The sequence below is a fragment of the Bradyrhizobium sp. BLXBL-01 genome, assembly GCF_051853025.1.
Lineage (GTDB): Bacteria > Pseudomonadota > Alphaproteobacteria > Rhizobiales > Xanthobacteraceae > Bradyrhizobium.
Genome location: NZ_CP182471.1, coordinates 3,731,720 through 3,754,151, shown reverse-complemented (window position 1 = coordinate 3,754,151; position 22,432 = coordinate 3,731,720). Strand labels below are relative to the sequence as shown.

Genomic DNA, 22,432 nt, shown 5'->3' with positions numbered 1-22,432 from the left:
ACTACCCCCGCCCGAACTCGTCGCCACGAAACTGCCGGCCGATCTGGTCGAGCACGGCGTTGACCATGCCGGTCTCCTCGCGATCGACGAAGGCGTTGGCGACGTCGACATATTCGGAGACCACCACCCTGCCGGGCACGTCCTTGCGGTGCTGGAGCTCATAGGCCCCGGCCCGCAGCACCGCCCGCAGGATCGCCTCGATCCGCTTGAGCGGCCAGCCCTTCGACAGCGCCTCGTCGATCAGGGGATCGAGCTTCTTCTGGTCGCGTACGACGCCCGAGACGACGTCGCGGAAAAAGGCAGCTTCCGCCGGCAGATAGGTGTCGCCCTCGACCTCGTTGCCGAGCCAATGGCTTTCGAACTCGGCAAAGATATCGTTGATGCCCGCACCGGCGATGTCCATCTGGTAGAGCGCCTGGACGGCCGCGAGCCGCGCCGCACCGCGCCGGTTCGCCTTCTTCTCCGGAACGCCCGCCGGTTTCTTGATCTCAGCCATGGCTTCAGGCCTGCGCCAGGCGGCGTTTGATGCGCAGCATCGCAAGCGCGGCGCGCGCGGCATCGCCGCCCTTGTTGAGCTCGCTGGCGCGCGCCCGCGCCCAGGCCTGCGCCTCGGTGTTGACGGTGAGGATGCCGTTGCCGAGCGGCAGCTTTCGCGCCACCGCGAGGTCCATCAGCGCGCGCGAGGATTCCTGCGAGACGATCTCGAAATGGATGGTGTCGCCGCGGATCACGCAGCCGAGCGCGATCACCGCGTCATACGGCTTGCCGTTCGCCGCGGCGGCATCGACCGCGATGGCCACTGCCGCTGGGATCTCCAGCGCACCGGGAACCGTGATGACGTCATGCGTCAGGCCGGCTGCCTTCAGCTCGGCGACTGCGCCGTCCAGCAGCGCATCCTGGAGATCGTCATAGAACCTTGCCTCGACTACAAGCGCGCGCGCGCCGGAAATGTCGGTCTGGTCCTTCAGGGGTGCGCGCCGCGCGTCTGCCATCGTTCAATCCGTTTCGAATGGGGTCGGCGCTATGTAGTCGCCGGCAGCATGTAAGCCAAGTTCTAAGAGACCGTCATTTCCGTCAGCCGCGCCGCATAACGGGCCATCAGATCGACCTCGATATTGACCTCGGAGCCCGCCTTCCAGCTGCCGATCGTCGTGACATCAAGCGTGTGCGGAATGATGAGCACCGAAAAGGTCACGTCTGCAACCGTATTGATCGTCAGCGAGACGCCGTCGAGCGTGATCGAGCCCTTGGTGGCGATGAATCGTGCCAGCTCCCGCGTCGTCGAGAGCACGAACCGCGCCATATCCGGCAAGTCCTCCCGGCTGACGATGGTTGCAATGCCGTCGGCGTGGCCGGCGACGATATGGCCGCCGAGCTCATCGCCGATCTTCAGCGCGCGCTCGAGGTTGAGCTTCGTCCCGACCTTCCAGTGCTTGGCCGTCGTCAGCGCCAGCGTCTCGGCCGCGGTATCGACCTCGAACCAGGTCCTTTGCTTAGAGTCCCTGCCGTCCGCAACGCCCGAGGCGACCACGGTCAGGCAGACGCCGTTGCAGGCGATCGAGGCGCCGTCCGCAATCGTGCTCTGATCGTAGCGGCAGGCGATGCGGAGCCGGTGCAGCTGGCCCTGCGCCGTTGGCGTGAAGCTGACGATCTCGCCGATATCGGTGACAATGCCGGTGAACATTACGCGCGCTCGTAGATGGTGAGAGTATCCTTGCCGTAGGTCTCGCTAGCATGAACCTTGTAGGCCGGCGACTGCGTGATTTTCGACAGGGGCAATGCATCGAGCGCATCGACGCCGCCGTCGCCGACCGCTTCCGCGCCGCGGAACAGCCATATCTCGTCGACGAGATCGGCCGCGACGAAGGACGCCGCAACGCGGCTGCCGCCCTCGACCATCAGCCGCGTGATGCCCTTCTCTCCCAGCGCCTGCAGCACGATCGCCAGATCGAGCCCGGATGCACTCCCCGGAGGCATGCGCATGATTTGCGCACCGGCCGCGCCAAGGCGTGTCGCGGCGGCCGCTTCCGCAAGCTCGGACGCGATCACCCAAAGCGGCGTCTCGCGCGCGGATCGAACCAGCTGGCTCGATGCGGGTATGCGCAGGCTGCGGTCGAGCACCACACGCACCGGCGAGCGCTCCGCCATGCCCGGCAGGCGGCAGTTGAGCTGCGGATCATCCGCCAGCACCGTGCCGATGCCGACCAGGATGGCGTCGCTTTGCGCGCGGAGCAGATGCACGCGATTGCGTGCCGCCTCGCCCGTGATCGCAAGCGGCTTGCCGCCGGCCGCACCGATCTTGCCGTCGGGCGAGACCGCGAGCTTCAGGATCACATGCGGACGCTTGTCCCGGATGCGGCGGAAATGGCCGGCATGGTCGAACGCGGCCTCCGCCGCGCAAAGACCGACATCCACCGTGATGCCGGCAGCGCGCAAGCGCGCATGGCCCTGCCCCGCCACTTCCGGATTGGGGTCCTCGATCGCCGCCACCACCCGCTTGATGCCGGCGGCGATCACCGCATCGGCGCAAGGCGGCGACTTGCCGAAATGCGAGCACGGCTCCAGCGTGACATAGAGCGTGGCGCCCCGCGCAGCCTCGCCGGCGCGCCGCAACGCTTCGGGCTCGCCATGTGGCCGTCCGCCCGGCTGCGTCCAGCCGCGGCCGACGATGACGCCATCCTTGACGATGACGGCGCCCACGGCCGGATTGGGCCAGGTCCGCCCCTGCCCGCGCCTGCCCAGCGCGAGCGCCAGCTCCATGAAACGGCGATCAGCATCCTTGGCCTCGCGGGCCTTCTGCGCGAACTGGTCTTCCAGGATGCGGAAGATCATTTGCGGATCGCGGCGAGCCGCGCTTCCTCCTCACCGGAGAGCTCGCCGAGCACGTCGGCGAAATCCTTGGCCTCGCGGAAATTGCGGTAGACCGAGGCAAAGCGAACATAGGCGACGTCATCGAGCGTGCGCAGATGCTCCATCACGGTCTCGCCGATCACCTCCGAGGAGATCTCGGCCTCGCCTCCGGTCTCTAGCTCGCGCACGATGGTGGAGACCATCTTCTCGACCCGCTCCGGCTCGACCTGCCGCTTGCGAAGTGAGATCTGGACCGAGCGCATCAGCTTGTCGCGGTCGAACGGCACGCGGCGGCCGTTGCGCTTGATCACCGTGAGCTCACGCAGCTGCACGCGCTCGAAGGTGGTGAAGCGGAAATTGCAGGCGACGCACACGCGCCGCCTGCGGATCACGGACGAGTCCTCGGTCGGACGCGAGTCCTTTACCTGCGTATCGAGACTGTTGCAGTTCGGGCAGCGCATCCGTGTACCTTGAAAGGTTTTCTTGGACCTTACTGATAGATCGGGAACCGGTCGGTGAGCGCCTTGACCCGTTCCTTGATCGCAGCCTCCACCAGCGGCGCCTTGCCGTCGGAGGATTGCGCGATCGCGTTGAGGACCTCGGCGATCATGCCGCCGACCTGCTGGAATTCGGCGACGCCGAACCCGCGGCTGGTCGCAGCCGGCGTGCCGAGCCGAATGCCCGAGGTGACGAAGGGCGATTCCGGATCGAACGGAATGCCGTTCTTGTTGCAGGTGATGGCCGCGCGGACCAGCGCCTTCTCCGAGACGTTGCCCTTCAGGCCCTTCGGCCTGAGATCGACCAGCATCAGATGATTGTCGGTGCCGCCGGAGACGATGTCGAGACCATGACCCTTCAGGGTCTCGGCCAAGGCCTTGGCGTTCTCGACGATGTTCTTGGCGTAGACCTTGAAGTCCGGACGCAGCGCCTCGCCGAAGGCGACCGCCTTCGCCGCGATCACGTGCATCAGGGGACCGCCCTGCAGGCCCGGGAAGATCGCCGAGTTGAGCTTCTTGGTCAGCGTCTCGTCATTCCACAGCATGAGGCCGCCGCGCGGACCGCGCAGCGACTTGTGCGTCGTGGTGGTGGTGACGTGCGCATACGGCACGGGCGAAGCATGCACGCCGCCGGCGACGAGCCCGGCGAAATGCGCCATGTCGACCAGGAGGTAGGCGCCGACGCTGTCGGCGATCTCGCGGAAGCGCTTGAAATCCCAGGCGCGCGAATAGGCGGAGCCGCCGGCGATGATCAGCTTCGGCTTGACCTGCTCGGCCTGCTTGGCCACTGCGTCCATGTCGATGATCTGGTCCTCGCGGCGCACCGTGTAGTGCGCGGCCTTGAACCATTTGCCGCTCATGTTGACGGGCGAGCCATGGGTGAGATGGCCGCCGGCGGCGAGATCGAGACCCATGAAGGTGTCGCCGGGCTGCAGCAGCGCCAGGAACACCGCCTGGTTCATCTGGCTGCCGGAGTTCGGCTGCACGTTGGCGAAATTGGCGCCGAACAGCTTCTTGGCGCGATCGATCGCAAGGTTCTCGGCGACGTCGACCCACTCACAACCGCCGTAGTAGCGCGCCCCCGGATAACCTTCCGCGTATTTGTTGGTCATGACCGAACCCTGCGCTTCCAGCACGGCCCGACTGACGATGTTCTCGGAGGCGATCAACTCGACCTCGTGGCGCTGCCGGCCGAGCTCGCCCTTGATGGCGGCGGCGATTTCCGGATCGGCCTGCTCGAGCGAGGCGGTGAAAAACGAATCGGGCGCGGAGGCGGTTTTTGCGAGGGTCATCTTGCGAATATCTCCACCGCCGCAGCCTTTTGGCGGGCTACGGGCGGGTCTGGTGTGGCGGTCGGAAGCACGCGCGATCTACCACATCGCCCGCAACAGGCCAAGCATTTGCGGGTCGGGCCTGATATTTATGCAAGATATGGTGGGATTGGGGGGTCAGCCCGGGAGCGGTTTTGCAAGACCCCTGCCCATCAATATCCGGGTGGGGCCGCTTTGGGCCTCATCTTTGCCAGCTGCCATCGGGCGCAGCCGGCGCCCCTCCTCACAGCCCCGTATACCCCGCTTTCACCGGGTCGACGCTGCCGTCGAGCTGGCGCAGATAGGTCAGGCCGCAGACGGTCAACCTGTGGGTGTCGGTCTCGCCGGCCTCCATCAGGATATTGAGGTAGTTCGTGACCTTTTCACGCGCCTCGGCGCTGGCCGCCGCGGTGCGGTTGGCGAGCAGGTCATAGGTCTGCATGATGCGGTCGATGGCGGCTTCCATGGCATCCTCTGGTTCGGCGGGATCTTGGGGGTTTTGATCAGGCAACCGCTCTGGCCTCGGTCTGCGCCTGGAACCGGGCGATGGCCTTGTTGGCCAGCCTGATCTTGTTGAATTCGCCCTGTTGAAGCAGCTTGACGATCAGGCCGAGCAGGCGTTCATCGGTGACGAAAGTGTCCGGGATCGCCCCGGAGCGGCGAAGGTAGTTCGCGGCGATAGCATAGGCCTCGCTGACGAGTTCCACGTTCATCACCTGAAGCCCGCGCTCGACCAGCATCGACGTTTCTCCGATCCGAAGGAGATAAGCGCCGAGCCGGGAACTGGTTCCTGGCAGCCAGGGATTTTTTCGCAGGTGCAAAAACATCAACGCACCGGCCCGGGGGCAACTCCGGACCGGCGCGCTTGGGGAAGTCAGGCACGTTCGGGAGGGCTGCCGGTCTTGTTGCGGGCCGGCTTCGCCCTGATCCCATTAAAACTCAGAGGCGATAGAGGATCTGGTCGGTCCAGAACCGCTCGAGACGGTGCAGCGACTTGTTGAGGGTCGCGAACTCGTCGCCGGAGATGCCGCCGACCTGCTCCACCGTCTTGACGTGCTTCTGGTAGAGCGCATCGACGATGCGGCGGACTTCCTGGCCCTGCGGGGTCAGGCGGATGCGCACCGAGCGGCGGTCGACGCGCGAGCGCTGATGATCGAGGAAGCCGAGCTCGACGAGCTTCTTCAGATTGTAGGAGACGTTGGAGCCGAGATAGTAACCGCGCGTGCGCAATTCGCCCGCGGTCAGCTCCTTGTCGCCGATGTTGTAGAGCAAGAGCGCCTGGACCGAGTTGATGTCCGCACGGCCGCGGCGATCGAATTCGTCCTTGATCACGTCGAGGAGCCGGCGATGCAGCCGCTCCACCAGAGTCAAAGCTTCCAGATAGAGCGACTGCACCGAACCCTGCTGGCCGGAGACGCGCTCTGCGGTATCTGCCGCAGTTGCGACGGCTTTCATCATGACACTTCCCCTGTTGTCGTTTTTATCGACACTTATTCGACGAAACTTGTGTCCCGTCTGATAGCTGCAACTTAAGGGGCGCGTTTGAAGATCGGCTTAAATAAGAGAATAAAGAGATCATGAATTTAAGACAGTGAATTGCGCATTAAGCCTGTGCCACAAGCACTTTTCGAAAGCCTCTGTTGACCTTCGCAAGGTCCTGTTCACCCTCCGTCCGCCCCTGTTGTCGCATTCCAGAACAACCCCGCCCTGTTTCGAAACGCATGCGTAAGAGCTGTGGCGGAACCGGCTGGTCAATGAAAACTTACCGCGAATTTTAGGCAACCAGCGGTCAACCAAACGCGCACAACTCCGCTCGTGTCCCGGACGAGCGAAGCGAAGATCCGGGACCCAGAAGCCACAAACGAGATGTCGGAGAGATGGGCCCCGGCTCTGCAACGCATCACGCCGCAAGCGCAGCGCGCTGCGCTGCTTCCGGGGCACGAGAGCATCTATCCAAGCCGTTGCCGCGCTACGGCGGCCGCTCGCGCGCGGCCATCCAGGCGAGCGCGAGATATGCGGCGAGCATGAAGACCTCGACGCCGACCACGACGAGGCTGCCGCCGTAGATCCCCGGGAACATCAGCTCGATCACGGCCATTGACACCACGGTCGTCAGCCACACCACCGCGCCCCATGGCGTTGCCAGCCAGAGGCCGACGGCGGCGACGAGCTCGATCACGGCGAAGTAGACGGTCGCGGCCTGCCAGGCCATCGACTGGTTCTCGAACGCCTCATCCTCGCCGCCGACGAAGCCCGTGACCTGCGCCCAGTGATAGAGGCCTTTGAGGATCGAGAGCAGCGCCATCACCCGCAGGAAAAGCACCAGCCGGCGGGTCCAGACATTGTCGTCGGACTCCGAGCGCTCCGAGGAGATCGCCGCCACCGAGAGCGCGCTCTCTCGGGCAGTGTCTCGGGCAGCGTCCCTGGCATTGACGCCGCCCTGGGCCGTATCGCGGGTGGAGATCTCGGACATGGCCCCTTCTGGCTGCTTCGGCCCGCAAAATCAATCGCCTGCCATCCCTTGCGGCAGGTCAAGCCGCGGTGACGGGAACCGTGCGAGCTGGTATAAGAATAGTTCCAGCCGGAGGAAGAGTAATGGCGATCAAATACGGACGTCCGATCGAATTGCGCGACGTTTCGCGCCGGGACAGCACGGCAGTGCCGCATGCCCTCGATCTGACCGTTCGTCCGCGCCGCAACCGCAAGGCCGAGTGGGCCCGGCGAATGGTGCGCGAGAACGTCCTCACCACCGACGATCTGATCTGGCCGCTGTTCCTGATCGACGGCACCAACAAGCGCGAGCAGGTCGCCTCGATGCCCGGCGTCGACCGTCTCAGCGTCGACCAGGCCGTGCGCGAGGCCGAGCGCGCCATGAAGCTGACCATTCCCTGCATCGCGCTGTTTCCCTACACCGATCCCTCCCTGCGCGACGAGGAAGGCTCCGAAGCCACCAACCCGAACAACCTGGTCTGCCAGGCCGTGCGCGCGATCAAGAAGGAGTTTCCGGAGATCGGAATCCTCTGCGACGTCGCGCTCGATCCCTTCACCAGCCACGGCCATGACGGCCTGATCTCCGACGGCAAGATTTTGAACGACGAGACGGTTGCCGTGCTGGTGCGCCAGGCCCTGGTGCAGGCCGAAGCCGGCTGCGACATCATCGCGCCCTCCGACATGATGGACGGCCGCGTCGCCGCGATCCGCGAGGGGCTGGATCGCGCCGGCCTGCTCGACGTGCAGATCATGGCCTATGCGGCCAAATACGCCTCCGCCTTTTATGGCCCGTTCCGTGACGCCATCGGCTCGGCCAAGACGCTCACCGGCGACAAGCGCACCTATCAGATGGACAGCGCCAACACCGATGAAGCGCTGCGCGAGGTCGAGCTCGACATCGCCGAGGGCGCCGACATGGTGATGGTGAAGCCCGGCATGCCTTATCTCGACGTGGTCCGCCGCGTGAAGGACACGTTCGCGATGCCGACCTTCGCCTATCAGGTCTCCGGCGAATACGCGATGATCGCCGCGGCCGCGAACAACGGCTGGCTCGACGGCGACCGCGCCATGATGGAAAGCCTGCTCGCCTTCAAGCGCGCCGGCGCCGACGGCGTGCTGAGCTATTTTGCGCCGAAGGCCGCGGAGAAGCTGCGGGCCCAGGCTTGATCCCACTTGCGGGCGTCCGGGTCCCGGCTCTGCGCGGCGCTTGTCGGGACGCGAGGGCAGAGTTACCCGCACCTTACCGCTGCAACACTCAACCCGCCGCTTGCGCGTTCGGCTGAGGCCCGCACAACGGACGCAGTGCCTCGCGCTGCTCGCGCGACAGCACGGTGATTGGATAGATCGGCTCGCGCGTCGCCCGCTTGAAGAACGGATGCGGCGATGCCTTCCCCCGCAGCTTCCATGCCAGCACCTTGCCGATGGCGCGCAGGATGAGAGAAAGATTAAGTCCCGTCGCGCCCGCTGGTGGCTCGCCGACCGCGTACTTGCCGAGAATGGCGCCGATCGGCGCTCCCGCGACTTCGTCGACCGCCGGCGTGCCACCCTCGAACGCCTGCGCGATGATGCCGACGAAGGGAATGCTCGGCGAAAGGGTGTTGCCGACCGGTGTGTTGCAGCAGCTTGCATACCATCGATAAAGGCCTTTCGGGGTCAGCCGCACCCCCGCGATCCGGTCCTGCCCCTGCACGAATGTAAGCGTCGATGGCGCGACCTGGACAATGTCGCTGCCGCCTTTCGCATTCAACAGATCGGCGCGACCGAGCTGGTGTGCAAAGGCCTGGCAGTCGTCGCAGTAGCAGACCACGCGATTGACGGTCTGCCGCGACACGCCCGTGACGACGGCGCAGACCCCGCCACAGCGGCAACGCAATTCGATCTGACGATCCATTGAAAATCGTTCCTGTGAGGGATCACCCCGCCCCAGCATGGTGCAAATCACGGACCGCGCAAGCGGCCACGGCCGCCGAATCGCCGGAATATTTTGCGGTGGTACTGGGCCGACAGCCTTGGCGTGCGGCCTGGCTGTTCCCATGTGCTGCGGTGAGATATCCAAAAGCGGAAGGGGAAGCTCGTGTCATATTCTGGTTCGCCAAATGACGGCGGCGCCTGGCGCAATGACGGCGCCATGCAACCGCACGCCTACGACCCCGACCTGCATCCGGACCTGTTCCGGGGCGTCGCGACGCGGCGGGTGTTCGCCTTCCTGATCGACATGGTCGTGATCTCGGTCCCGGTGATCCTCGGCTACATCTTCATCGCCTTGTTCGGCGTGGTCACCCTCGGCATCGGCTGGGCGCTGTTCTGGATCGCCTGGCCGGCCTCCGTGATCTGGGCCATCGTCTATTACGGCGCCAGCATCGGCGGTCCGTCCTCCGCCACGGTCGGCATGCGCCTGATGGACCTGGAGCTGCGTACCTGGTACGGCGCGCCTGGCTATTTCGTGCTCGGCGCCACCCATGCCGTGCTGTTCTGGGTGACGGTCTCGTTCCTGTCGCCATTCGTGGTGCTGGTCGGCCTGTTCAACGGCCGCCGTCGCCTGCTGCACGACTTCGTGCTGGGAACGGTCGTAATCAACAATTCGGTTCGCATACCCGCACCCCAGGCGGCGCGGACGTGGTGAGCTAATCGATTGACCGGGGGCTTCTGGAGCGCGATGCTGATGCCTGTTTTGGAGGCCCACGACGTCCCTTGACCCAGCACTCGCGCGACACCCCACAATTTTACCTCACGGCGCCCTCCCCCTGCCCGTATTTGCCGGGCCGGCATGAGCGCAAGGTGTTCACGCACCTCGTGGGGGACCGCGCCGGTGATCTCAACGACCTGCTGACCCATGGCGGCTTCCGCCGCAGCCAGTCGATCGCCTACCGGCCGGCCTGCGACCAGTGCCGGGCCTGCGTCTCGGTCCGGGTCATCGCCAACGAGTTCCGCCCCTCGCGCAACTTCCGCAAGGTGATGGCCCGCAACGCCGACATCATCGGCGAGCAGCGCAGCGCAGTGCCGACCTCCGAGCAATATTCGGTGTTCCGCGCCTATCTCGACGCCCGCCACCGCCACGGCGGCATGGCCGACATGACCGTGCTCGACTACGCCATGATGGTCGAGGACAGCCATGTCGAGACCCGCATCATCGAGTACCGCAAGCGCGGTCCCGACAGCGGCATCACCGGCCGCGGCGAGGAGCTGATCGCGGTAGCCCTCACGGACGTCCTCAGCGACGGCCTGTCGATGGTCTATTCGTTCTTCGATCCTGGCCAGGTCAGCCGCTCGATGGGCACCTTCATGATCCTCGACCACATCGCGCGCGCGCGACGTCAGGGCCTGCCTTACGTCTATCTCGGCTACTGGATCGAGGGCTCCAAGAAGATGGACTACAAGGCCCGCTTCCTGCCGCAGCAGCGCCTTGCCCCGTCAGGCTGGCTTCGGGTCGATGCTCAGGGCGATACGGCATCCGAGCCGCAGGACTAAGCTCAGCTAACGCGCACTCGCTCTCCGTCATGCCCCGCGAAGGCGGGGCATCCAGCACGCCGCAGCTTCTCGGTTCTATCGCAGGCCTCACGGAGTACTGGATCGCCCGCCTTCGCGGGCGATGACAGCAACGTGGCGGCGCCACTCAGCCGAACAGCGTATCGGCCAGCAGCTTCACGTTCAAAATCACGATAACGCCGGCGACGATCCAGGCGACCGCGGCGACCGATGTCGGTATCGCAAACTGGCCCATCTTGCGGCGGTCGGAGACGAAGCGGACCAGCGGGATCACCGCAAAAGGCAGCTGCATTGACAGCACGACCTGGCTGAACACCAGCAAATCCGCCGTGCCGCGCTCGCCATAGATCGCCGTGACGATGATCACGGGGACAATGGCAATGCCGCGCGTGAGCAGGCGGCGCGCCCAGCTGGGCAGGCGCAGGTTGAGAAAGCCCTCCATCACGATCTGGCCGGCGAGCGTCGCGGTGACCGTCGAATTGAGGCCCGAGGCGAGCAGCGCCACCGCGAACAGCGTCGAGGCGATGCCGAGCCCCAGCAACGGCGACAACAGCTCGAAGGCCTGTCCAATCTCGGCGACGTCGGAATGACCGCTTTTGTGGAAGGTCGCGGCGGCCACGACGAGGATCGCTGCGTTGATGAACAGCGCCAGCATCAGTGCGATGGTCGAGTCCGTCGTCGCCCATTTGATCGCTTCGCGCCGGCCGGTGTCGTTGCGTTCATAGGCGCGCGTCTGCACGATCGAGGAGTGCAGGTAGAGGTTATGCGGCATCACGGTGGCGCCGATGATGCCGATCGCGATGTAGAGCATGTCGGAATTGGTGAAGATCTCGCTCTTCGGCACGAAGCCGCGCAAGACCTCCGCCACCGGCGGAGCCGCCGCCGCGATCTGAACCACGAAGCAGACCGCGATCACCGCCAGCAGCGCGATGACGAAAGCCTCCAGGAAGCGGAAACCACGGTTCATCAGGATCAGAAGCAGGAACGCATCGAGCGCGGCGAGCAATGCGCCGCCGATCAGCGGAATGCCGAACAGCAGCTTCAGCGCGATCGCCGTGCCGATCACCTCGGCGAGATCGCAGGCGATGATCGCCGCCTCGCAGGCGAGCCAGAGCAGGAAGTTCACCGCCGGCGAATAGGTGGCGCGGCAGGCCTGGGCGAGATCGCGGTCGGTGACAATGCCGAGCCGCGCCGCCAGCGACTGGAGCAGGATCGCCATCAAATTCGAGAGCAGGATGACGGAGAGCAGCGTGTAGCCGAACTTCGACCCGCCGGCGAGGTCGGTCGCCCAATTTCCGGGGTCCATGTAGCCGACCGAGACGAGGTATCCCGGCCCGACGAAGGCCAGCAGCCGCCGCCACCAGCGGCCCGCGGCGGGAATGGCGACTGTGGAATTAACCTCAGCGAGGCTCTTGGTGGTGGGCGCATCAGCGCGCCAGCCGGCGAGGTCAGGCGTCATGTGGGGTGATCGGGCATCCATATCGGCAGAATACCCAACTTCGTTCTTATTGCAACTCATTTGCAACTGCATCTAGCGGCAAGTGTTCCCGCCGCGGAGCATGGGGAAATCGCCTCTTGTCGGGAAGCGGGTGGGTTTGGTGGTCGTCGGGGGCCAACATTGGCGCAAATTCGCCTTCGCAGGATATGCGCCATGTCAACGCCGCCTCGCCTCCCTGACACCTTCAACCGCCTTGCCTGGTCCAATCTCGCGGCGCAGTCGGCCGAGCAGATTGCGCTCGCGGCGGCGCCCATCGTGGCCGTGCTGACGCTGGGAGTAGCCGAAGGGCAGACCGGTCTGCTCCAGACCGCGCTCACCCTGCCCTTCGTCCTGTTCGCCATCCCCGCCGGCGTGCTCGCCGACCGCATCTCCCGCCGCAGGCTGATGGCGAGCGCCGAGGCGCTGCGGGCCGTGGCGCTCGCGGCCGTCGTGGTCCTGCTCGCGCTGGGGGCGCTCAATCTGCCGCTGCTGGCCCTGCTCGGCTTCGCCGCGGTGTGCGGCACCGTCGTCTACAGCGTGGCGGCGCCGGCGCTGGTGCCGGCGCTGGTGAGCTCCGACCTGCTGCCGGCAGCGAATGCGCGCATCGAGCTGGCGCGCACCATCGCCTTCGCCAGCGGCCCCGCACTCGGCGGTGCGCTGGTGGGATGGTGGGGCGCGAGCCCGGCGTTCGGCTTCGCCGCGGCGCTGTCGGCCATTGCCGTTGTGCTGCTGTCCGGCATCTACGAGCCCGCGCGCGCGCCGGCGCCGCGGCGGCATCCGCTCCAGGACATCCGCGAAGGCGCGGCCTTCGTGTTCCACCATCCGCTGCTGCGACCGGTGTTCATCACCCAGTTCATCTTCAACACCGGCTGGTTCCTGCAGATCGCGGTGTTCGTGCCCTACGCCGTGCGCCATCTCGGCCTGAGCGCTGCCGGTGTCGGCACGGTGCTGACGATGTACGGCGTCGGCATGGTGATCGGCGCGCTCCTTGCCACGCGCGTGATGCAGCGCATCGCCTTTGGCACCGTGGTGGGGCTCGGGCCCGTCACCGGCTTCGTCGCCTCCCTGGTGATGGCATCGACGGTGCTGTTCCCCTCGCCCTGGCTTGCCGGCTTGAGCTTCTTCCTGCTCGGCGTCGGCCCGATCCTGTGGGTGATCTCGACCACGACGCTGCGCCAGTCCGTGACGCCGCCGCGCCTGCTCGGCCGCGTCTCCGCCATCAACATCATGAGCTACGGCGCCCGCCCGCTCGGCTCGGCGCTGGGCGCGATCGTCGGCGGCCTCTGGAGCGCGGAAGCGTGCCTCTATCTCGCTGCGGCCATGTTCGGCGTGCAGGCGTTGGTGATCCTGCTGTCACCGGCGGTGGGACTGGACCGGCAGCCGGACATGGTGGGAGATGAAGCGGCGGCGCGGTGCTAGCCACAGCCGTCATTGCGAGGAGCGTAGCGACGAAGCAATCCAGGGTCGTCCGTCGGACGAATCTGGATTGCTTCGCTGCGCTCGGAATGACGGCGTATGTTGAGACCGCGGAGACTAACCCGCCAGATAGCGCTCGTAGCTTCCCTTTACCGGCTCGCTCGCATCGACTTCCGGATCAAGCGTATAGAGATCCTGCGCACGGCCGATGCCGCGCAGCGCGTAGCGGCCGGTGGAGACGAGGTAGCGGCGACCGGCGGCGTCGAGGCCCTTGTAGAACTCCGACGAAGCCAGCAGCTCGCGATCGACAGAGCGGCTCATCGAAGCGATGCGGCTGACCTCGTTGACGGTCGGGCCGACCACGGTGAAATCAAGCCGGTCCTCGCTGCCGATATTGCCGTAGAAGACCTCGCCGACATGCAGGCCGATATAGGCCGACGTGGTCGGACGGCCCTCCGCCGCCCGCCGCTCGTTCAGCGCGGCGACGTTCTTGCGGAACAGGTGCTCGGCGCGGAGCGCCGCACGCCGCGCATCCGCCATGTCCTCGCCCCAGAACATCGCGAGCACGCCGTCGCCGATCAGCTTCAGCACGTCGCCGCCGGCTTCGTGGATCGGATCGATCACGGCCTGCGCATAGTCGTTGAGGAATGGAATGATCTCGTCGGGACCGATGCTCTCGCTGATCCCCGTCGAGCCGCGCAAATCCGAATACCACAGCACGGCGTTGATGCGCTCGGTGACGCCGCGCGAGATGCGCCCGCGCAGCACCTGCTCGGAGGCGTCACGGCCGAGATAGACCCGGCCGAGCGTGCGCGCGATGTCGACCTGCTGCGCCGACTTGATCGCAAGCCCCAGCACCGGAACCAGATCGCGCAGCGCTTCCAGCTCCAGTCCGGAGAAACCGCTCTCGCGGCGGGTGGTCCAGCAGGAATAGAGGCAATCCATCAGGCCGAGCGCGCCGTTCTCGCCGAAGCGGTGGACGAAGGCGAGATAGTGCTTGTGGCCCTTCTCGGCGAGCTCGCCGATCTGCGAGAAATCCATCGACGGCGCATCGGCGAGATCGATCACCATCTCGTCGTCGCCATTCTCGAGCATGTGGAAGAACACCGAGCGGCGCCAGCTCTTGGCGGCGTCGCCGTCTGCGGTCGAGCCGTATTCGAAGGCATCGCTCTCGTTGCTGGGACGATCGCTCCAGCGGAAGCCGCGGCCCTCATAGATCGGATGCAGCGTGTCGATGACGACGAGGCCACGCGACAGTTCCAGCCCCTCGGCGCAGCAGCGCTCGCAGAAGCCGCGGAGCAGTTCATTTTCAGGCAGGCCCGTGAGCCCCTGGCCGGTCAGCCAGTTCATCAGCGAAAGGCGCGAGGTCAATTGCATGCGCCATTATGGCGTGCATTCGTGACGGGCGAAAGGCGCAAGCCACGCGTAAGCCGAGCGCGAGGTTCCCCCTCCCGCGCAGGTCGAATATGCCGCAGCCCCGGTTGACGCACTCGCCGCGCGGGCGGCAAATGCTCATGATGATGACGTTGCCGGCCAGAATCGGAAGCATGCGCAGATGAGCCAGCGCCAGCTTCCGATCATCCTGGCGCTCGGCACCACGCAGACCCTGGCCTGGGCCTCCAGCTATTATCTGCCGGCGCTGCTCGCCGACCCCATGGGGCGCGATCTCGGTGTCTCCTCCAACTGGATCTTCGGCGCGTTCTCGGCCGCGCTGGTGATCTCGGCAATGCTCGGCCCGCGCATCGGACGGCAGATCGATCTCGTCGGCGGCCGTCAGGTGCTGTCGGCCTCCAACCTGACCATTGCCGCCGGCCTCGTGCTGCTCGGCCTCTCGCAGTCCGTGACGGTGATGGCGATCGCCTGGCTCGTGCTCGGCATCGGCATGGCGATGGGACTCTACGATGCCGCCTTCGCCGCTCTGGGGCGCATCTACGGCACCGAGGCGCGCCGGCCGATTACCGGCATCACGCTGATGGCGGGGTTCGCCTCCACCGTCGGCTGGCCGCTCACCGCCTGGGGCCTCGCCCATATCGGCTGGCGCGAGACCTGTTTTGCCTGGGCCGCTGCCAACATTCTTATCGGCCTGCCGCTCAACTTCTTCATGCTGCCGGCCATCAAGGGCGCCAAGCAGGCGGCGGCCACGGCCGAGAAGCCGCATGTGCCGCTCGACCGCACCATGATCTTGCTTGCCTTCATCTTCGCGGCGGTCTGGACCGTCACCGGCGCGATGGCCGCGCATTTCCCGCGCATCCTGGAGACGACGGGGGCCACGCCGGCCGAGGCGATCGCGGCCGGCGCATTGATCGGCCCGGCGCAAGTCGGTGCCCGCATGCTGGAAGCCGGCTTTCTCAGCCGCTTCCATCCGCTGTGGTCGACGCGGCTCGCCTGCCTCACCCACCCGGTCGGTGCCGTGATCGTCGCTATCTTCGGCGGCGCTGCGGCGAGCGCGTTCGCGTTGTTCCATGGCTCCGGCAACGGCGTTCTGACCATCGCGCGCGGCACGCTGCCGCTGTCGATCTTCGGCCCGAAGGATTTCGGCTACCGCCTCGGCATCATCGGCGCGCCGGCACGGATGGCGCAGGCGGTGGCGCCGCTCGCCTTCGGCCTGCTCATCGACCTCATGGGCGCCAAGGTGCTGATCGTCTCATCCGCGCTCAGCCTCTCGGCACTGGCCGCGCTGTTCCTGATCCGCGCCGGGCGGCGGCCGGATTGACCAGACCTGAGCTTTCGCGCACAAGCGGTCCATGAGCGACGACAACAGCCCGCCACGCACGTTCAAAGGCCTCTTGCGCTGGGCGACCACGCCGCCACAGGCCTGGGGCGTCTATCTTCTCGCCGTCCTGCTGGTCTGGCTGCTCTCGTTCTACGCCGGCACGCTGAAGCCGAAGAAGACGCCGGAGACGAGCCCGCCGATGGCGACCGCGCCGAAGAGCTAGGCCGGCTTCGCTTCGCTGGTCGCAATCCAGATCCCCGCGAACACCGCAACCAGCCCGATCAAAAGGTTTGCCGTGATCGGCTCGCCGATCAGCAGCGCGGCCAGCACTGTGGCGGCGATCGGATTGACCGTCATGGTGTTGGCGACCCGGGTCGGCGTCGCCCGCGCCAGCGCCATGACCCAGAGGATGAAGGCGAGCGCGCCGCCGCCGGCGCCGAGATAGATGCCGGCGATCCACTGCCCCGTGGTGAAATGATCGAGCGCCGCAAAGCTGCCCGTCACGAAACCCGCTAGCACCAGCACCGCAGCGCCCGAGCCCATGCCGACCGTGAGGAAGCCGAGCGCGCTGGAACGCTGCATCAAAGGGCGCGACAGTACATTGTAGAACGCCATGCAGAACACGGCCGCGGTCATGATCAGCTCGCCGCGCCACGCGCCCGGCGGACTTTGCGCGAGGCCCGCGGCGAGCGCCGCCGCGACGCCGAGCACGGCGATGCCCACGCCCGTCATCTTCCGCACCGTCAATTGCTCCACGCCGAGGATTGCGCCAACCACCATGGTGTGGAGCGGCAGCGTCGCCAGCGCGAGACTTGCGCGCGCCGCCGTCGTGTAGGACACCGCGATATTGTAGAGGATGAAGAACAGGCCGAAGAAGCAGATGCCGAGCAGCACGACTGCCGGCCAGTCGGATCGCTGCGGCCAGCGCACGCGAAGCAGCAGCGCGCATGGTAGCAGGCAGAGGAAGCCGATCCCCCAGCGCAGGATCGCCAGCAGAACCGGATCGGCCCCGCCGACGAGATAGCGGGTGATCGCCGCCGCGGTGCCCCCTAAGCTGCTCGAGACAAGCGCGATCGCAACCCCGAGCCACTCCCCCACGCATCGTCTCCCATTCCGGAGCTTTTGCGGGCAGTTAACACACACCCCTGCTGCCGCCGGTGTGGCAACAGCGAGCTAGGGTGCACTAGTCGTAAAACTCCGGCGCCATCTTCTGGCTGTCGCGCTGGGCCTTGTCGTGGTTGATCCAGAGCTGCGCCTTCTCCTTGGCCAGCGTGTCGGCGATCTTCTGCATCGAGGCCGCGCTCTGGTCCTTGTCGACGTTCATGCTGGGCACGCGGCGGTTGTCCCAATTATCCCTGAAATGCACCGCATCGCCCGACAGCACCACCGCGCCGGTCTTCGGCAATTTCACCAATAGCGACTGGTGTCCGGGGGTGTGGCCGGGCGTCGACAGGATGGTCACGCTGCCGTCGCCAAAGACATCCTTGTCGCCCGTGAGCAGCTCGGCCGGGTGCGAGGGCTTGAAGCGCGGCGTGTTGTTGGCGCCGGGCCAATCATATTCCGCCTTCTGTACGTAGAGCACAGCCTGCGGGAACAGCTCGACATTGCCGGTATGGTCCGGATGCGTGTGCGAGACCGCCATGGCCTTGACGTCGTCGGGCTTGATGCCGAGCTGCTCGAGCTGGGCTGCAAGGGTCTTCGGCCGGCGCCAGGTGACGGCCTTGGGATCGGCCGGTACCAAGCCGTTCGGCATGGCCGCGACGGCATCGGCGATGCCGGTGTCCCACAGGAACCAGCCCTTGGCGTGCTTGATCAGATAGCAGGTGTCGACGAAGTCCATCGCCTTGCCTTCGTTCAGGCCGGGCGTCCAGCGCGAGATGTCACCCGCGGTGCCCTCCCCGCAATTGAGCACGTAGAGTTTCTCGACGCCGGTCTTGTCCGATTGCGCCAGCGCCGCAGGGTTTGATAGCGCCAGTGCAGCCATGGCAAGAGCGAGCCTGGTCATGCGCATCATCGGTCCTCCCATACTGCCATGCTGGCTGCGATCGAGTATCAACCCCGGCTGCGCAGCAGAATTCCGGCCCCTGTCAATGCGGACAGGTCTCGACCTCGACCGTGACGTGGCTGAGGCCCTTCAACCCCGCCAGCCGCCGCTTGTAGATGGCCGGCTGCTTCGGCTTGTCCGACACGACCGAGAGCAGCACGGCGCAGTGGCCGGGTCCGACCTGCCAGAGATGCAGGTCGGTGACGCGATCCTCGCCGACCTCCATGCGGGCGCGGATCACCCGCTCCAGCTTCTCGTCGGCGCGTACGTCGAGCAGCACCGCACCGGATGACTTGATCAGGCCGAATGCCCAGCTTCCAATCACAATGCTGCCGATCAGGCCCACCGCCGGATCGGCCCAGACCCAGCCCGAATACATGGCGACGGCAAGCGCCGCGATCGCCAGCACGGACGTTGCGGCATCCGTCATGACATGGACGTAAGCCGCGCGGAGATTGTTGTCGTGGTGATGATGATGGTGGTGATCATGGTCGTGGCCATGATCGTCGTGGTCATCATGCGCATGGCCATGACCGTGATGGTGATGATCGTGGCTGTCGCGCAGCAGCCAAACACTGGCGAGGTTGACGCACAGCCCGAGAGCGGCCACCGCGATCGCCTCACCATAGACGATCGGCACCGGGTTGATCAGCCGCAGCACGCTCTCGTAGGCGATCTCGACTGCGATCAGGCCCAGGATGATCGCACTGGCGAAGGCGGCAAGATCGCCGAACTTGCCGGTGCCGAAGGTGAAATGCGCATTGCCCAGATGCCGCCGCGCGAAGCGATAGGCGAAGGCGGCAATGCCGAGCGCCGCCGCATGCGTGCCCATGTGCCAGCCGTCGGCGAGCAGCGCCATCGAACCGAACAGCGAGCCGGCGACGATCTCGCCGACCATCATGACCAACGTCAGCACCACCACGAACCAGGTGCGCCGCTCGTTCTCGTCGTGCTTCTCGCCCAGGAAGGCGTGGTCATGGGTCCATTGTTCGATGGAATGGGAATGCATCGAATTCTCCAGAAAATTCAGGTCCGTTGGCCTGCAATATAGACGGCAGGCAGCAATTTTCTAAGGTCCAATCGTCCCGCGGATTGACAGTGCTTCTTAGTTTCGCTGTAATCTGTGCCATGGGGATTTGAGCGATCTCCCCACGAGGCGACAGGCCCAAGCATCGCGTCCCGTTTAGTTCTTGCGAGGACGCATCATGTCTACATTCACGACCATATCATCCGACAAAATGGCACGCCTGATCGGCACGGCGAACGCGCCTGTTCTGATCGATGTGCGCACCGAGCAGGATTTCGCCGCCGACCGGCGGCTGATTCCCGGCTCCCTCAAGCTCAGCCACGACAACGTGACGGACTGGGGCGGCGCCTTCGCCGGCCGCCGCGCCGTGGTCTCCTGCCTCCGCGGCGAGAAGCTCGCGCAAGGCACCGCGGCCTGGTTGCGCCAGCTCGGCGCGCAGGCCGAGACGCTGGAGGGCGGCTTCGAGGGCTGGAAGGCCGCCAAGCTGCCGCTGGTCGACGCCCGCAAGCTGCCGCCGCGCGATGCCAAGGGACGCACCGTCTGGGTGACGCGGGCGCGGCCGAAGGTCGACCGCATCGCCTGCCCGTGGCTGATCCGCCGCTTCGTCGATCCGGGCGCAGTGTTCCTCTATGTCGCGCCGTCCGAGGTGGTCGCCGTCGGCGAGCGCTTTGGCGCAGCGCCCTTCGACATCGAGAACGTGTTCTGGAGCCACCGCGGCGAGCTCTGCACCTTCGACGTGATGATCGAGGAGTTCGGCATCGCGACGGCGCCCCTGCTGCGCCTCGCGACGCTGGTGCGCGGCGCCGACACCGCGCGACCGGACCTGGCGCCAGAGGCGCCCGGCCTGCTCGCAGCCTCGCTCGGGCTGTCGCGCATGTATGACGACGACCTCGAGCAGCTCGAGGCCGGCATGCTGCTCTATGATGCCTTCTACCGCTGGTGCCGCGACGCCACCACCGAGACGCACAACTGGCCGACCAACAAGGTGAAGGCGTAATGGACGTTCGCGCCGATCAAACGGGAGCTGATGCCGGTCACGGCATCAGCTTCAACGAAGCGTTCCGCGTCTGGCTCCGTGTCGCCTGCCTGAGCTTTGGCGGGCCCGCGGGCCAGATCGCGGTGATGCACCGCATCCTGGTCGAGGAGAAGAAATGGATTTCCGAGGGCAGGTTCCTGCACGCGCTGAACTACTGCATGCTGCTGCCGGGACCTGAGGCACAGCAGCTCGCGACCTATGTCGGCTGGCTGATGCATCGCACCGCCGGCGGGCTGATGGCGGGCGGACTGTTCATCCTGCCCGGCATCATCGCCATCATGGGCCTCAGCTACATCTATGCCGCCTTCGGCAATGTCAGCTTCGTCGAGGCGCTGTTCTTCGGTCTCAAGGCCGCCGTGCTCGCCGTCGTGGTCGAGGCCGTGGTCCGCGTCGGCAAGCGCGCGCTGAAGAACCGCATCATGGTCGCGCTCGCGGCCGCGGCCTTCGTCGCGATCTTCTTCTTCGCGGTGCCCTTCCCGATCATCATCATCGCCGCAGGCCTCATCGGCTATGCCGGCGCCCGAAGCGGCCGGCCGGAATTCGCGCCGGCCGGTCACGGTCATGGCGGCAGCGGCGCCGCGATCGACAGCATGCTCGGCGAGGCCGCGCCCGATCACATCCGCCCCAACACCGCGCGCACGATCCGCGTCGGTGCAGTATGGCTGGCGCTTTGGCTGGTGCCGGTTATCGCGCTGCTCGTCGCCTTCGGCCAGGCCAACGTGTTCAGCCAGATCGCGCTGTTCTTCTCGAAAATGGCGCTGGTGACGTTCGGCGGCGCCTACGCGGTGCTGGCCTATGTCGCCCAGCAGGCGGTCGAGCATTATCATTGGCTGAAGCCGCACGAGATGCTCGACGGTCTCGGCATGGCCGAGACCACCCCCGGCCCGCTGATCATGGTGCTGCAATTCGTGGGCTTCATGGCGGCCTATCGCGACCCGGGCGGACTGTCGCCGATGCTGGCGGCAACCTACGGCGGCCTGCTCGCGACCTGGGTCACCTTCACGCCCTGCTTCCTCTGGATCTTCGTCGGCGCGCCCTATATCGAGCGCCTGCGTGGCAACACCGGCCTCGCCGGCGCGCTCAGCGCGATTACAGCTGCCGTGGTCGGCGTGATCCTCAACCTCTCGATCTGGTTCGCGCTGCACACCCTGTTCCGCGAGACCGTGCCGGTACATGCGTTTCCGCTGAACTTCGACATGCCGGTGCTGAGAAGCGTCGATGTGCCGGCGCTAGTGCTGGCGATTGCGGCGGCCACCGCGATCTTCCGCTTCAAGCTCGGCATGCTGACGGTGCTCGCGGGCAGCTGCGCGGCGGGCGTGGCGCTGCGGCTAGCGGGAGTCATCTGATGCCAGGGATGTGACCAATCGTGAGGCCAGAATGGGTTGGAACGCCGCGGCCGAACGCCAGCTAAGCAGGCGGGGCGTTTGGAGACACAGCGATGCGTTTCATTCTGGCTTTAAGTCTTCTGATCACCTTGGGTGGCGTTGCCGACGCGGCACAGGTGCATCACACACACCGGCGGCACGTGACTGTCCATTCCGGTCAGGGCATGATCCCGCCAGGTGCCGCTTCAGGTTTTGCCTACGCGCCGCCTCCATCGGCGCCCCACGGCGCCACTGAGCCGTATTTTGGCGCCTCTCAAGGTTACGCGCCCGGCGAAAAGGAGCGGTTTCTCCACAGCGTGTTCAGTCCATAAAGAGGCCGTACCACCTTGGGCGGGCCCGTTGTGCGACGGACGCCGTGGGAAAGCTGCTGAGTTGAACCCGCAGCTTCCCGTTCTTGAAGTCACACGGCGAGGATGTTGTTACTTTCGGGTTGGATCGTTGGAGCCGCCGGGACGGATGGTCTGAGGGCCGCCCTGGCCGGTACCCGCGCCATTGCCACTGCTGGTACCTGCGCTGGATCCCGTCCCAGTGCCGGCGCCAACACTGCCCGCCCCTGTTCCACCCGCCGCGCCGCTCGTTCCGCTCCCCGAGCCGCCGCTGGTTCCTCCAGCTCCGGCGCTGGCGCCCGCACCTGCGCCGCCCGCTCCACCTGCGCCTCCCGCGCCTCCTCCTGCCTGCGCATGAGCGAACCCGATCGACGC

25 protein-coding genes are annotated in these 22,432 nt (G+C 66.0%); 9 read left to right on the top strand and 16 right to left on the bottom strand.

Annotated elements, in window-relative coordinates; all coding sequences use genetic code 11:
• Window position 1 precedes the first annotated feature (1 nt).
• From nusB to ACNJYA_RS17370, 10 genes are all read right to left on the bottom strand, one after another.
• Window positions 2-496 carry a transcription antitermination factor NusB gene (gene nusB, locus ACNJYA_RS17415; protein ID WP_172783458.1) on the bottom strand — a complete coding sequence of 165 codons (495 nt, stop codon included), beginning with the start codon at window positions 494-496 and terminating at the stop codon, window positions 2-4.
• Window positions 497-500: 4 nt separating this feature from the next.
• Window positions 501-992, bottom strand: a complete 492-nt coding sequence (gene ribH, locus ACNJYA_RS17410; RefSeq protein ID WP_172783457.1) for a 6,7-dimethyl-8-ribityllumazine synthase — start codon at window positions 990-992, stop codon at window positions 501-503.
• A gap of 62 nt (window positions 993-1,054) precedes the next feature.
• The gene (locus tag ACNJYA_RS17405) at window positions 1,055-1,684 is read right to left on the bottom strand and encodes a riboflavin synthase (RefSeq protein ID WP_172783456.1); all 630 of its coding nucleotides are present in this window, start codon (window positions 1,682-1,684) and stop codon (window positions 1,055-1,057) included.
• Window positions 1,684-2,832, bottom strand: coding sequence for a bifunctional diaminohydroxyphosphoribosylaminopyrimidine deaminase/5-amino-6-(5-phosphoribosylamino)uracil reductase RibD (ribD, locus tag ACNJYA_RS17400; protein ID WP_439367090.1), 1,149 nt, complete (start codon window positions 2,830-2,832; stop codon window positions 1,684-1,686). The genes ACNJYA_RS17405 and ribD overlap by 1 nt, the downstream gene beginning before the upstream one ends.
• Window positions 2,829-3,311: a transcriptional regulator NrdR gene (nrdR, locus tag ACNJYA_RS17395; protein WP_011087793.1), complete on the bottom strand. Its 483-nt coding sequence runs from the start codon at window positions 3,309-3,311 to the stop codon at window positions 2,829-2,831. The genes ribD and nrdR overlap by 4 nt, the downstream gene beginning before the upstream one ends.
• A 29-nt stretch (window positions 3,312-3,340) precedes the next feature.
• A complete protein-coding gene (glyA, locus tag ACNJYA_RS17390; protein ID WP_212255127.1) occupies window positions 3,341-4,639 on the bottom strand; it encodes a serine hydroxymethyltransferase in 1,299 nt (432 codons plus the stop codon).
• A 262-nt stretch (window positions 4,640-4,901) separates the two neighbouring features.
• Complete coding sequence (locus tag ACNJYA_RS17385) at window positions 4,902-5,123, bottom strand: hypothetical protein (protein ID WP_025036694.1); 222 nt, start codon at window positions 5,121-5,123, stop codon at window positions 4,902-4,904.
• 37 nt (window positions 5,124-5,160) lie between these two features.
• Window positions 5,161-5,397: a hypothetical protein gene (locus ACNJYA_RS17380; protein ID WP_439367087.1), complete on the bottom strand. Its 237-nt coding sequence runs from the start codon at window positions 5,395-5,397 to the stop codon at window positions 5,161-5,163.
• Between the two features lie 199 nt (window positions 5,398-5,596).
• The gene (gene ldtR, locus ACNJYA_RS17375) at window positions 5,597-6,115 is read right to left on the bottom strand and encodes a transcriptional regulator LdtR (RefSeq protein ID WP_025036696.1); all 519 of its coding nucleotides are present in this window, start codon (window positions 6,113-6,115) and stop codon (window positions 5,597-5,599) included.
• Window positions 6,116-6,626: 511 nt separating this feature from the next.
• Entirely contained in the window at window positions 6,627-7,130 is a 504-nt protein-coding gene (locus tag ACNJYA_RS17370; protein WP_439367085.1) for a DUF6163 family protein, read from the bottom strand.
• Window positions 7,131-7,252: 122 nt separating this feature from the next.
• Here ACNJYA_RS17370 and hemB point away from each other — a divergent pair, with 122 nt between their 5' ends.
• Complete coding sequence (gene hemB / locus ACNJYA_RS17365; protein ID WP_172783450.1) at window positions 7,253-8,314, top strand: porphobilinogen synthase; 1,062 nt, start codon at window positions 7,253-7,255, stop codon at window positions 8,312-8,314.
• Between the two features lie 88 nt (window positions 8,315-8,402).
• Here hemB and ACNJYA_RS17360 read toward each other — a convergent pair whose 3' ends face one another.
• Window positions 8,403-9,038, bottom strand: coding sequence for a DUF6151 family protein (locus tag ACNJYA_RS17360; RefSeq protein ID WP_172783449.1), 636 nt, complete (start codon window positions 9,036-9,038; stop codon window positions 8,403-8,405).
• Between the two features lie 183 nt (window positions 9,039-9,221).
• Here ACNJYA_RS17360 and ACNJYA_RS17355 point away from each other — a divergent pair, with 183 nt between their 5' ends.
• Window positions 9,222-9,770: an RDD family protein gene (locus ACNJYA_RS17355; protein ID WP_172783448.1), complete on the top strand. Its 549-nt coding sequence runs from the start codon at window positions 9,222-9,224 to the stop codon at window positions 9,768-9,770.
• A 68-nt stretch (window positions 9,771-9,838) separates the two neighbouring features.
• Window positions 9,839-10,615 carry an arginyltransferase gene (locus tag ACNJYA_RS17350; RefSeq protein ID WP_172783447.1) on the top strand — a complete coding sequence of 259 codons (777 nt, stop codon included), beginning with the start codon at window positions 9,839-9,841 and terminating at the stop codon, window positions 10,613-10,615.
• A gap of 145 nt (window positions 10,616-10,760) precedes the next feature.
• On the opposite strand, the gene ACNJYA_RS17345 is transcribed toward ACNJYA_RS17350, so the two are convergent.
• Window positions 10,761-12,113 (bottom strand): Nramp family divalent metal transporter, encoded by a 1,353-nt coding sequence (locus ACNJYA_RS17345; protein WP_439367082.1) that lies wholly within the window; start codon window positions 12,111-12,113, stop codon window positions 10,761-10,763.
• Window positions 12,114-12,284: 171 nt separating this feature from the next.
• Between ACNJYA_RS17345 and ACNJYA_RS17340 the strand changes: the two genes are divergently transcribed.
• Window positions 12,285-13,529, top strand: coding sequence for an MFS transporter (locus ACNJYA_RS17340; protein WP_439403300.1), 1,245 nt, complete (start codon window positions 12,285-12,287; stop codon window positions 13,527-13,529).
• Between the two features lie 114 nt (window positions 13,530-13,643).
• On the opposite strand, the gene ACNJYA_RS17335 is transcribed toward ACNJYA_RS17340, so the two are convergent.
• The gene (locus tag ACNJYA_RS17335) at window positions 13,644-14,903 is read right to left on the bottom strand and encodes an adenylate/guanylate cyclase domain-containing protein (protein WP_439367078.1); all 1,260 of its coding nucleotides are present in this window, start codon (window positions 14,901-14,903) and stop codon (window positions 13,644-13,646) included.
• Between the two features lie 178 nt (window positions 14,904-15,081).
• Here ACNJYA_RS17335 and ACNJYA_RS17330 point away from each other — a divergent pair, with 178 nt between their 5' ends.
• Complete coding sequence (locus ACNJYA_RS17330; protein ID WP_439367076.1) at window positions 15,082-16,239, top strand: MFS transporter; 1,158 nt, start codon at window positions 15,082-15,084, stop codon at window positions 16,237-16,239.
• A gap of 31 nt (window positions 16,240-16,270) precedes the next feature.
• Complete coding sequence (locus ACNJYA_RS17325; protein WP_260379397.1) at window positions 16,271-16,462, top strand: hypothetical protein; 192 nt, start codon at window positions 16,271-16,273, stop codon at window positions 16,460-16,462.
• On the opposite strand, the gene ACNJYA_RS17320 is transcribed toward ACNJYA_RS17325, so the two are convergent.
• From ACNJYA_RS17320 to dmeF, 3 genes are all read right to left on the bottom strand, one after another.
• A complete protein-coding gene (locus ACNJYA_RS17320) occupies window positions 16,459-17,337 on the bottom strand; it encodes a DMT family transporter (protein WP_439367074.1) in 879 nt (292 codons plus the stop codon). The genes ACNJYA_RS17325 and ACNJYA_RS17320 overlap by 4 nt on opposite strands.
• 85 nt (window positions 17,338-17,422) lie before the next feature.
• Window positions 17,423-18,253, bottom strand: a complete 831-nt coding sequence (locus tag ACNJYA_RS17315; protein WP_172783440.1) for an N-acyl homoserine lactonase family protein — start codon at window positions 18,251-18,253, stop codon at window positions 17,423-17,425.
• Between the two features lie 73 nt (window positions 18,254-18,326).
• Complete coding sequence (dmeF, locus tag ACNJYA_RS17310) at window positions 18,327-19,292, bottom strand: CDF family Co(II)/Ni(II) efflux transporter DmeF (protein WP_439367070.1); 966 nt, start codon at window positions 19,290-19,292, stop codon at window positions 18,327-18,329.
• Between the two features lie 196 nt (window positions 19,293-19,488).
• On the opposite strand from dmeF, the gene ACNJYA_RS17305 reads away from it, so the two are divergent.
• From ACNJYA_RS17305 to ACNJYA_RS17295, 3 genes are all read left to right on the top strand, one after another.
• Window positions 19,489-20,307 (top strand): chromate resistance protein ChrB domain-containing protein, encoded by an 819-nt coding sequence (locus ACNJYA_RS17305; protein ID WP_212255118.1) that lies wholly within the window; start codon window positions 19,489-19,491, stop codon window positions 20,305-20,307.
• Window positions 20,307-21,692 (top strand): chromate efflux transporter, encoded by a 1,386-nt coding sequence (gene chrA / locus ACNJYA_RS17300; protein ID WP_439367068.1) that lies wholly within the window; start codon window positions 20,307-20,309, stop codon window positions 21,690-21,692. Before ACNJYA_RS17305 ends, chrA begins: the two co-directional genes overlap by 1 nt.
• Window positions 21,693-21,784: 92 nt before the next feature.
• Complete coding sequence (locus tag ACNJYA_RS17295; RefSeq protein WP_172783436.1) at window positions 21,785-22,042, top strand: hypothetical protein; 258 nt, start codon at window positions 21,785-21,787, stop codon at window positions 22,040-22,042.
• The last annotated feature ends 390 nt before the right edge of the window (window positions 22,043-22,432 follow it).

Coding starts and splice junctions, on each gene's coding strand:
- nusB (WP_172783458.1), bottom strand. CDS start 496: ATGGCTGAGATCAAGAAACCGGCGGGCGTTCCGGAGAAGAAGGCGAAC.
- ribH (WP_172783457.1), bottom strand. CDS start 992: ATGGCAGACGCGCGGCGCGCACCCCTGAAGGACCAGACCGACATTTCC.
- ACNJYA_RS17405 (WP_172783456.1), bottom strand. CDS start 1,684: ATGTTCACCGGCATTGTCACCGATATCGGCGAGATCGTCAGCTTCACG.
- ribD (WP_439367090.1), bottom strand. CDS start 2,832: ATGATCTTCCGCATCCTGGAAGACCAGTTCGCGCAGAAGGCCCGCGAG.
- nrdR (WP_011087793.1), bottom strand. CDS start 3,311: ATGCGCTGCCCGAACTGCAACAGTCTCGATACGCAGGTAAAGGACTCG.
- glyA (WP_212255127.1), bottom strand. CDS start 4,639: ATGACCCTCGCAAAAACCGCCTCCGCGCCCGATTCGTTTTTCACCGCC.
- ACNJYA_RS17385 (WP_025036694.1), bottom strand. CDS start 5,123: ATGGAAGCCGCCATCGACCGCATCATGCAGACCTATGACCTGCTCGCC.
- ACNJYA_RS17380 (WP_439367087.1), bottom strand. CDS start 5,397: ATGCTGGTCGAGCGCGGGCTTCAGGTGATGAACGTGGAACTCGTCAGC.
- ldtR (WP_025036696.1), bottom strand. CDS start 6,115: ATGATGAAAGCCGTCGCAACTGCGGCAGATACCGCAGAGCGCGTCTCC.
- ACNJYA_RS17370 (WP_439367085.1), bottom strand. CDS start 7,130: ATGTCCGAGATCTCCACCCGCGATACGGCCCAGGGCGGCGTCAATGCC.
- hemB (WP_172783450.1), top strand. CDS start 7,253: ATGGCGATCAAATACGGACGTCCGATCGAATTGCGCGACGTTTCGCGC.
- ACNJYA_RS17360 (WP_172783449.1), bottom strand. CDS start 9,038: ATGGATCGTCAGATCGAATTGCGTTGCCGCTGTGGCGGGGTCTGCGCC.
- ACNJYA_RS17345 (WP_439367082.1), bottom strand. CDS start 12,113: ATGGATGCCCGATCACCCCACATGACGCCTGACCTCGCCGGCTGGCGC.
- ACNJYA_RS17340 (WP_439403300.1), top strand. CDS start 12,285: ATGTCAACGCCGCCTCGCCTCCCTGACACCTTCAACCGCCTTGCCTGG.
- ACNJYA_RS17335 (WP_439367078.1), bottom strand. CDS start 14,903: ATGCAATTGACCTCGCGCCTTTCGCTGATGAACTGGCTGACCGGCCAG.
- ACNJYA_RS17330 (WP_439367076.1), top strand. CDS start 15,082: ATGAGCCAGCGCCAGCTTCCGATCATCCTGGCGCTCGGCACCACGCAG.
- ACNJYA_RS17325 (WP_260379397.1), top strand. CDS start 16,271: ATGAGCGACGACAACAGCCCGCCACGCACGTTCAAAGGCCTCTTGCGC.
- ACNJYA_RS17315 (WP_172783440.1), bottom strand. CDS start 18,253: ATGATGCGCATGACCAGGCTCGCTCTTGCCATGGCTGCACTGGCGCTA.
- dmeF (WP_439367070.1), bottom strand. CDS start 19,292: ATGCATTCCCATTCCATCGAACAATGGACCCATGACCACGCCTTCCTG.
- ACNJYA_RS17305 (WP_212255118.1), top strand. CDS start 19,489: ATGTCTACATTCACGACCATATCATCCGACAAAATGGCACGCCTGATC.
- chrA (WP_439367068.1), top strand. CDS start 20,307: ATGGACGTTCGCGCCGATCAAACGGGAGCTGATGCCGGTCACGGCATC.
- ACNJYA_RS17295 (WP_172783436.1), top strand. CDS start 21,785: ATGCGTTTCATTCTGGCTTTAAGTCTTCTGATCACCTTGGGTGGCGTT.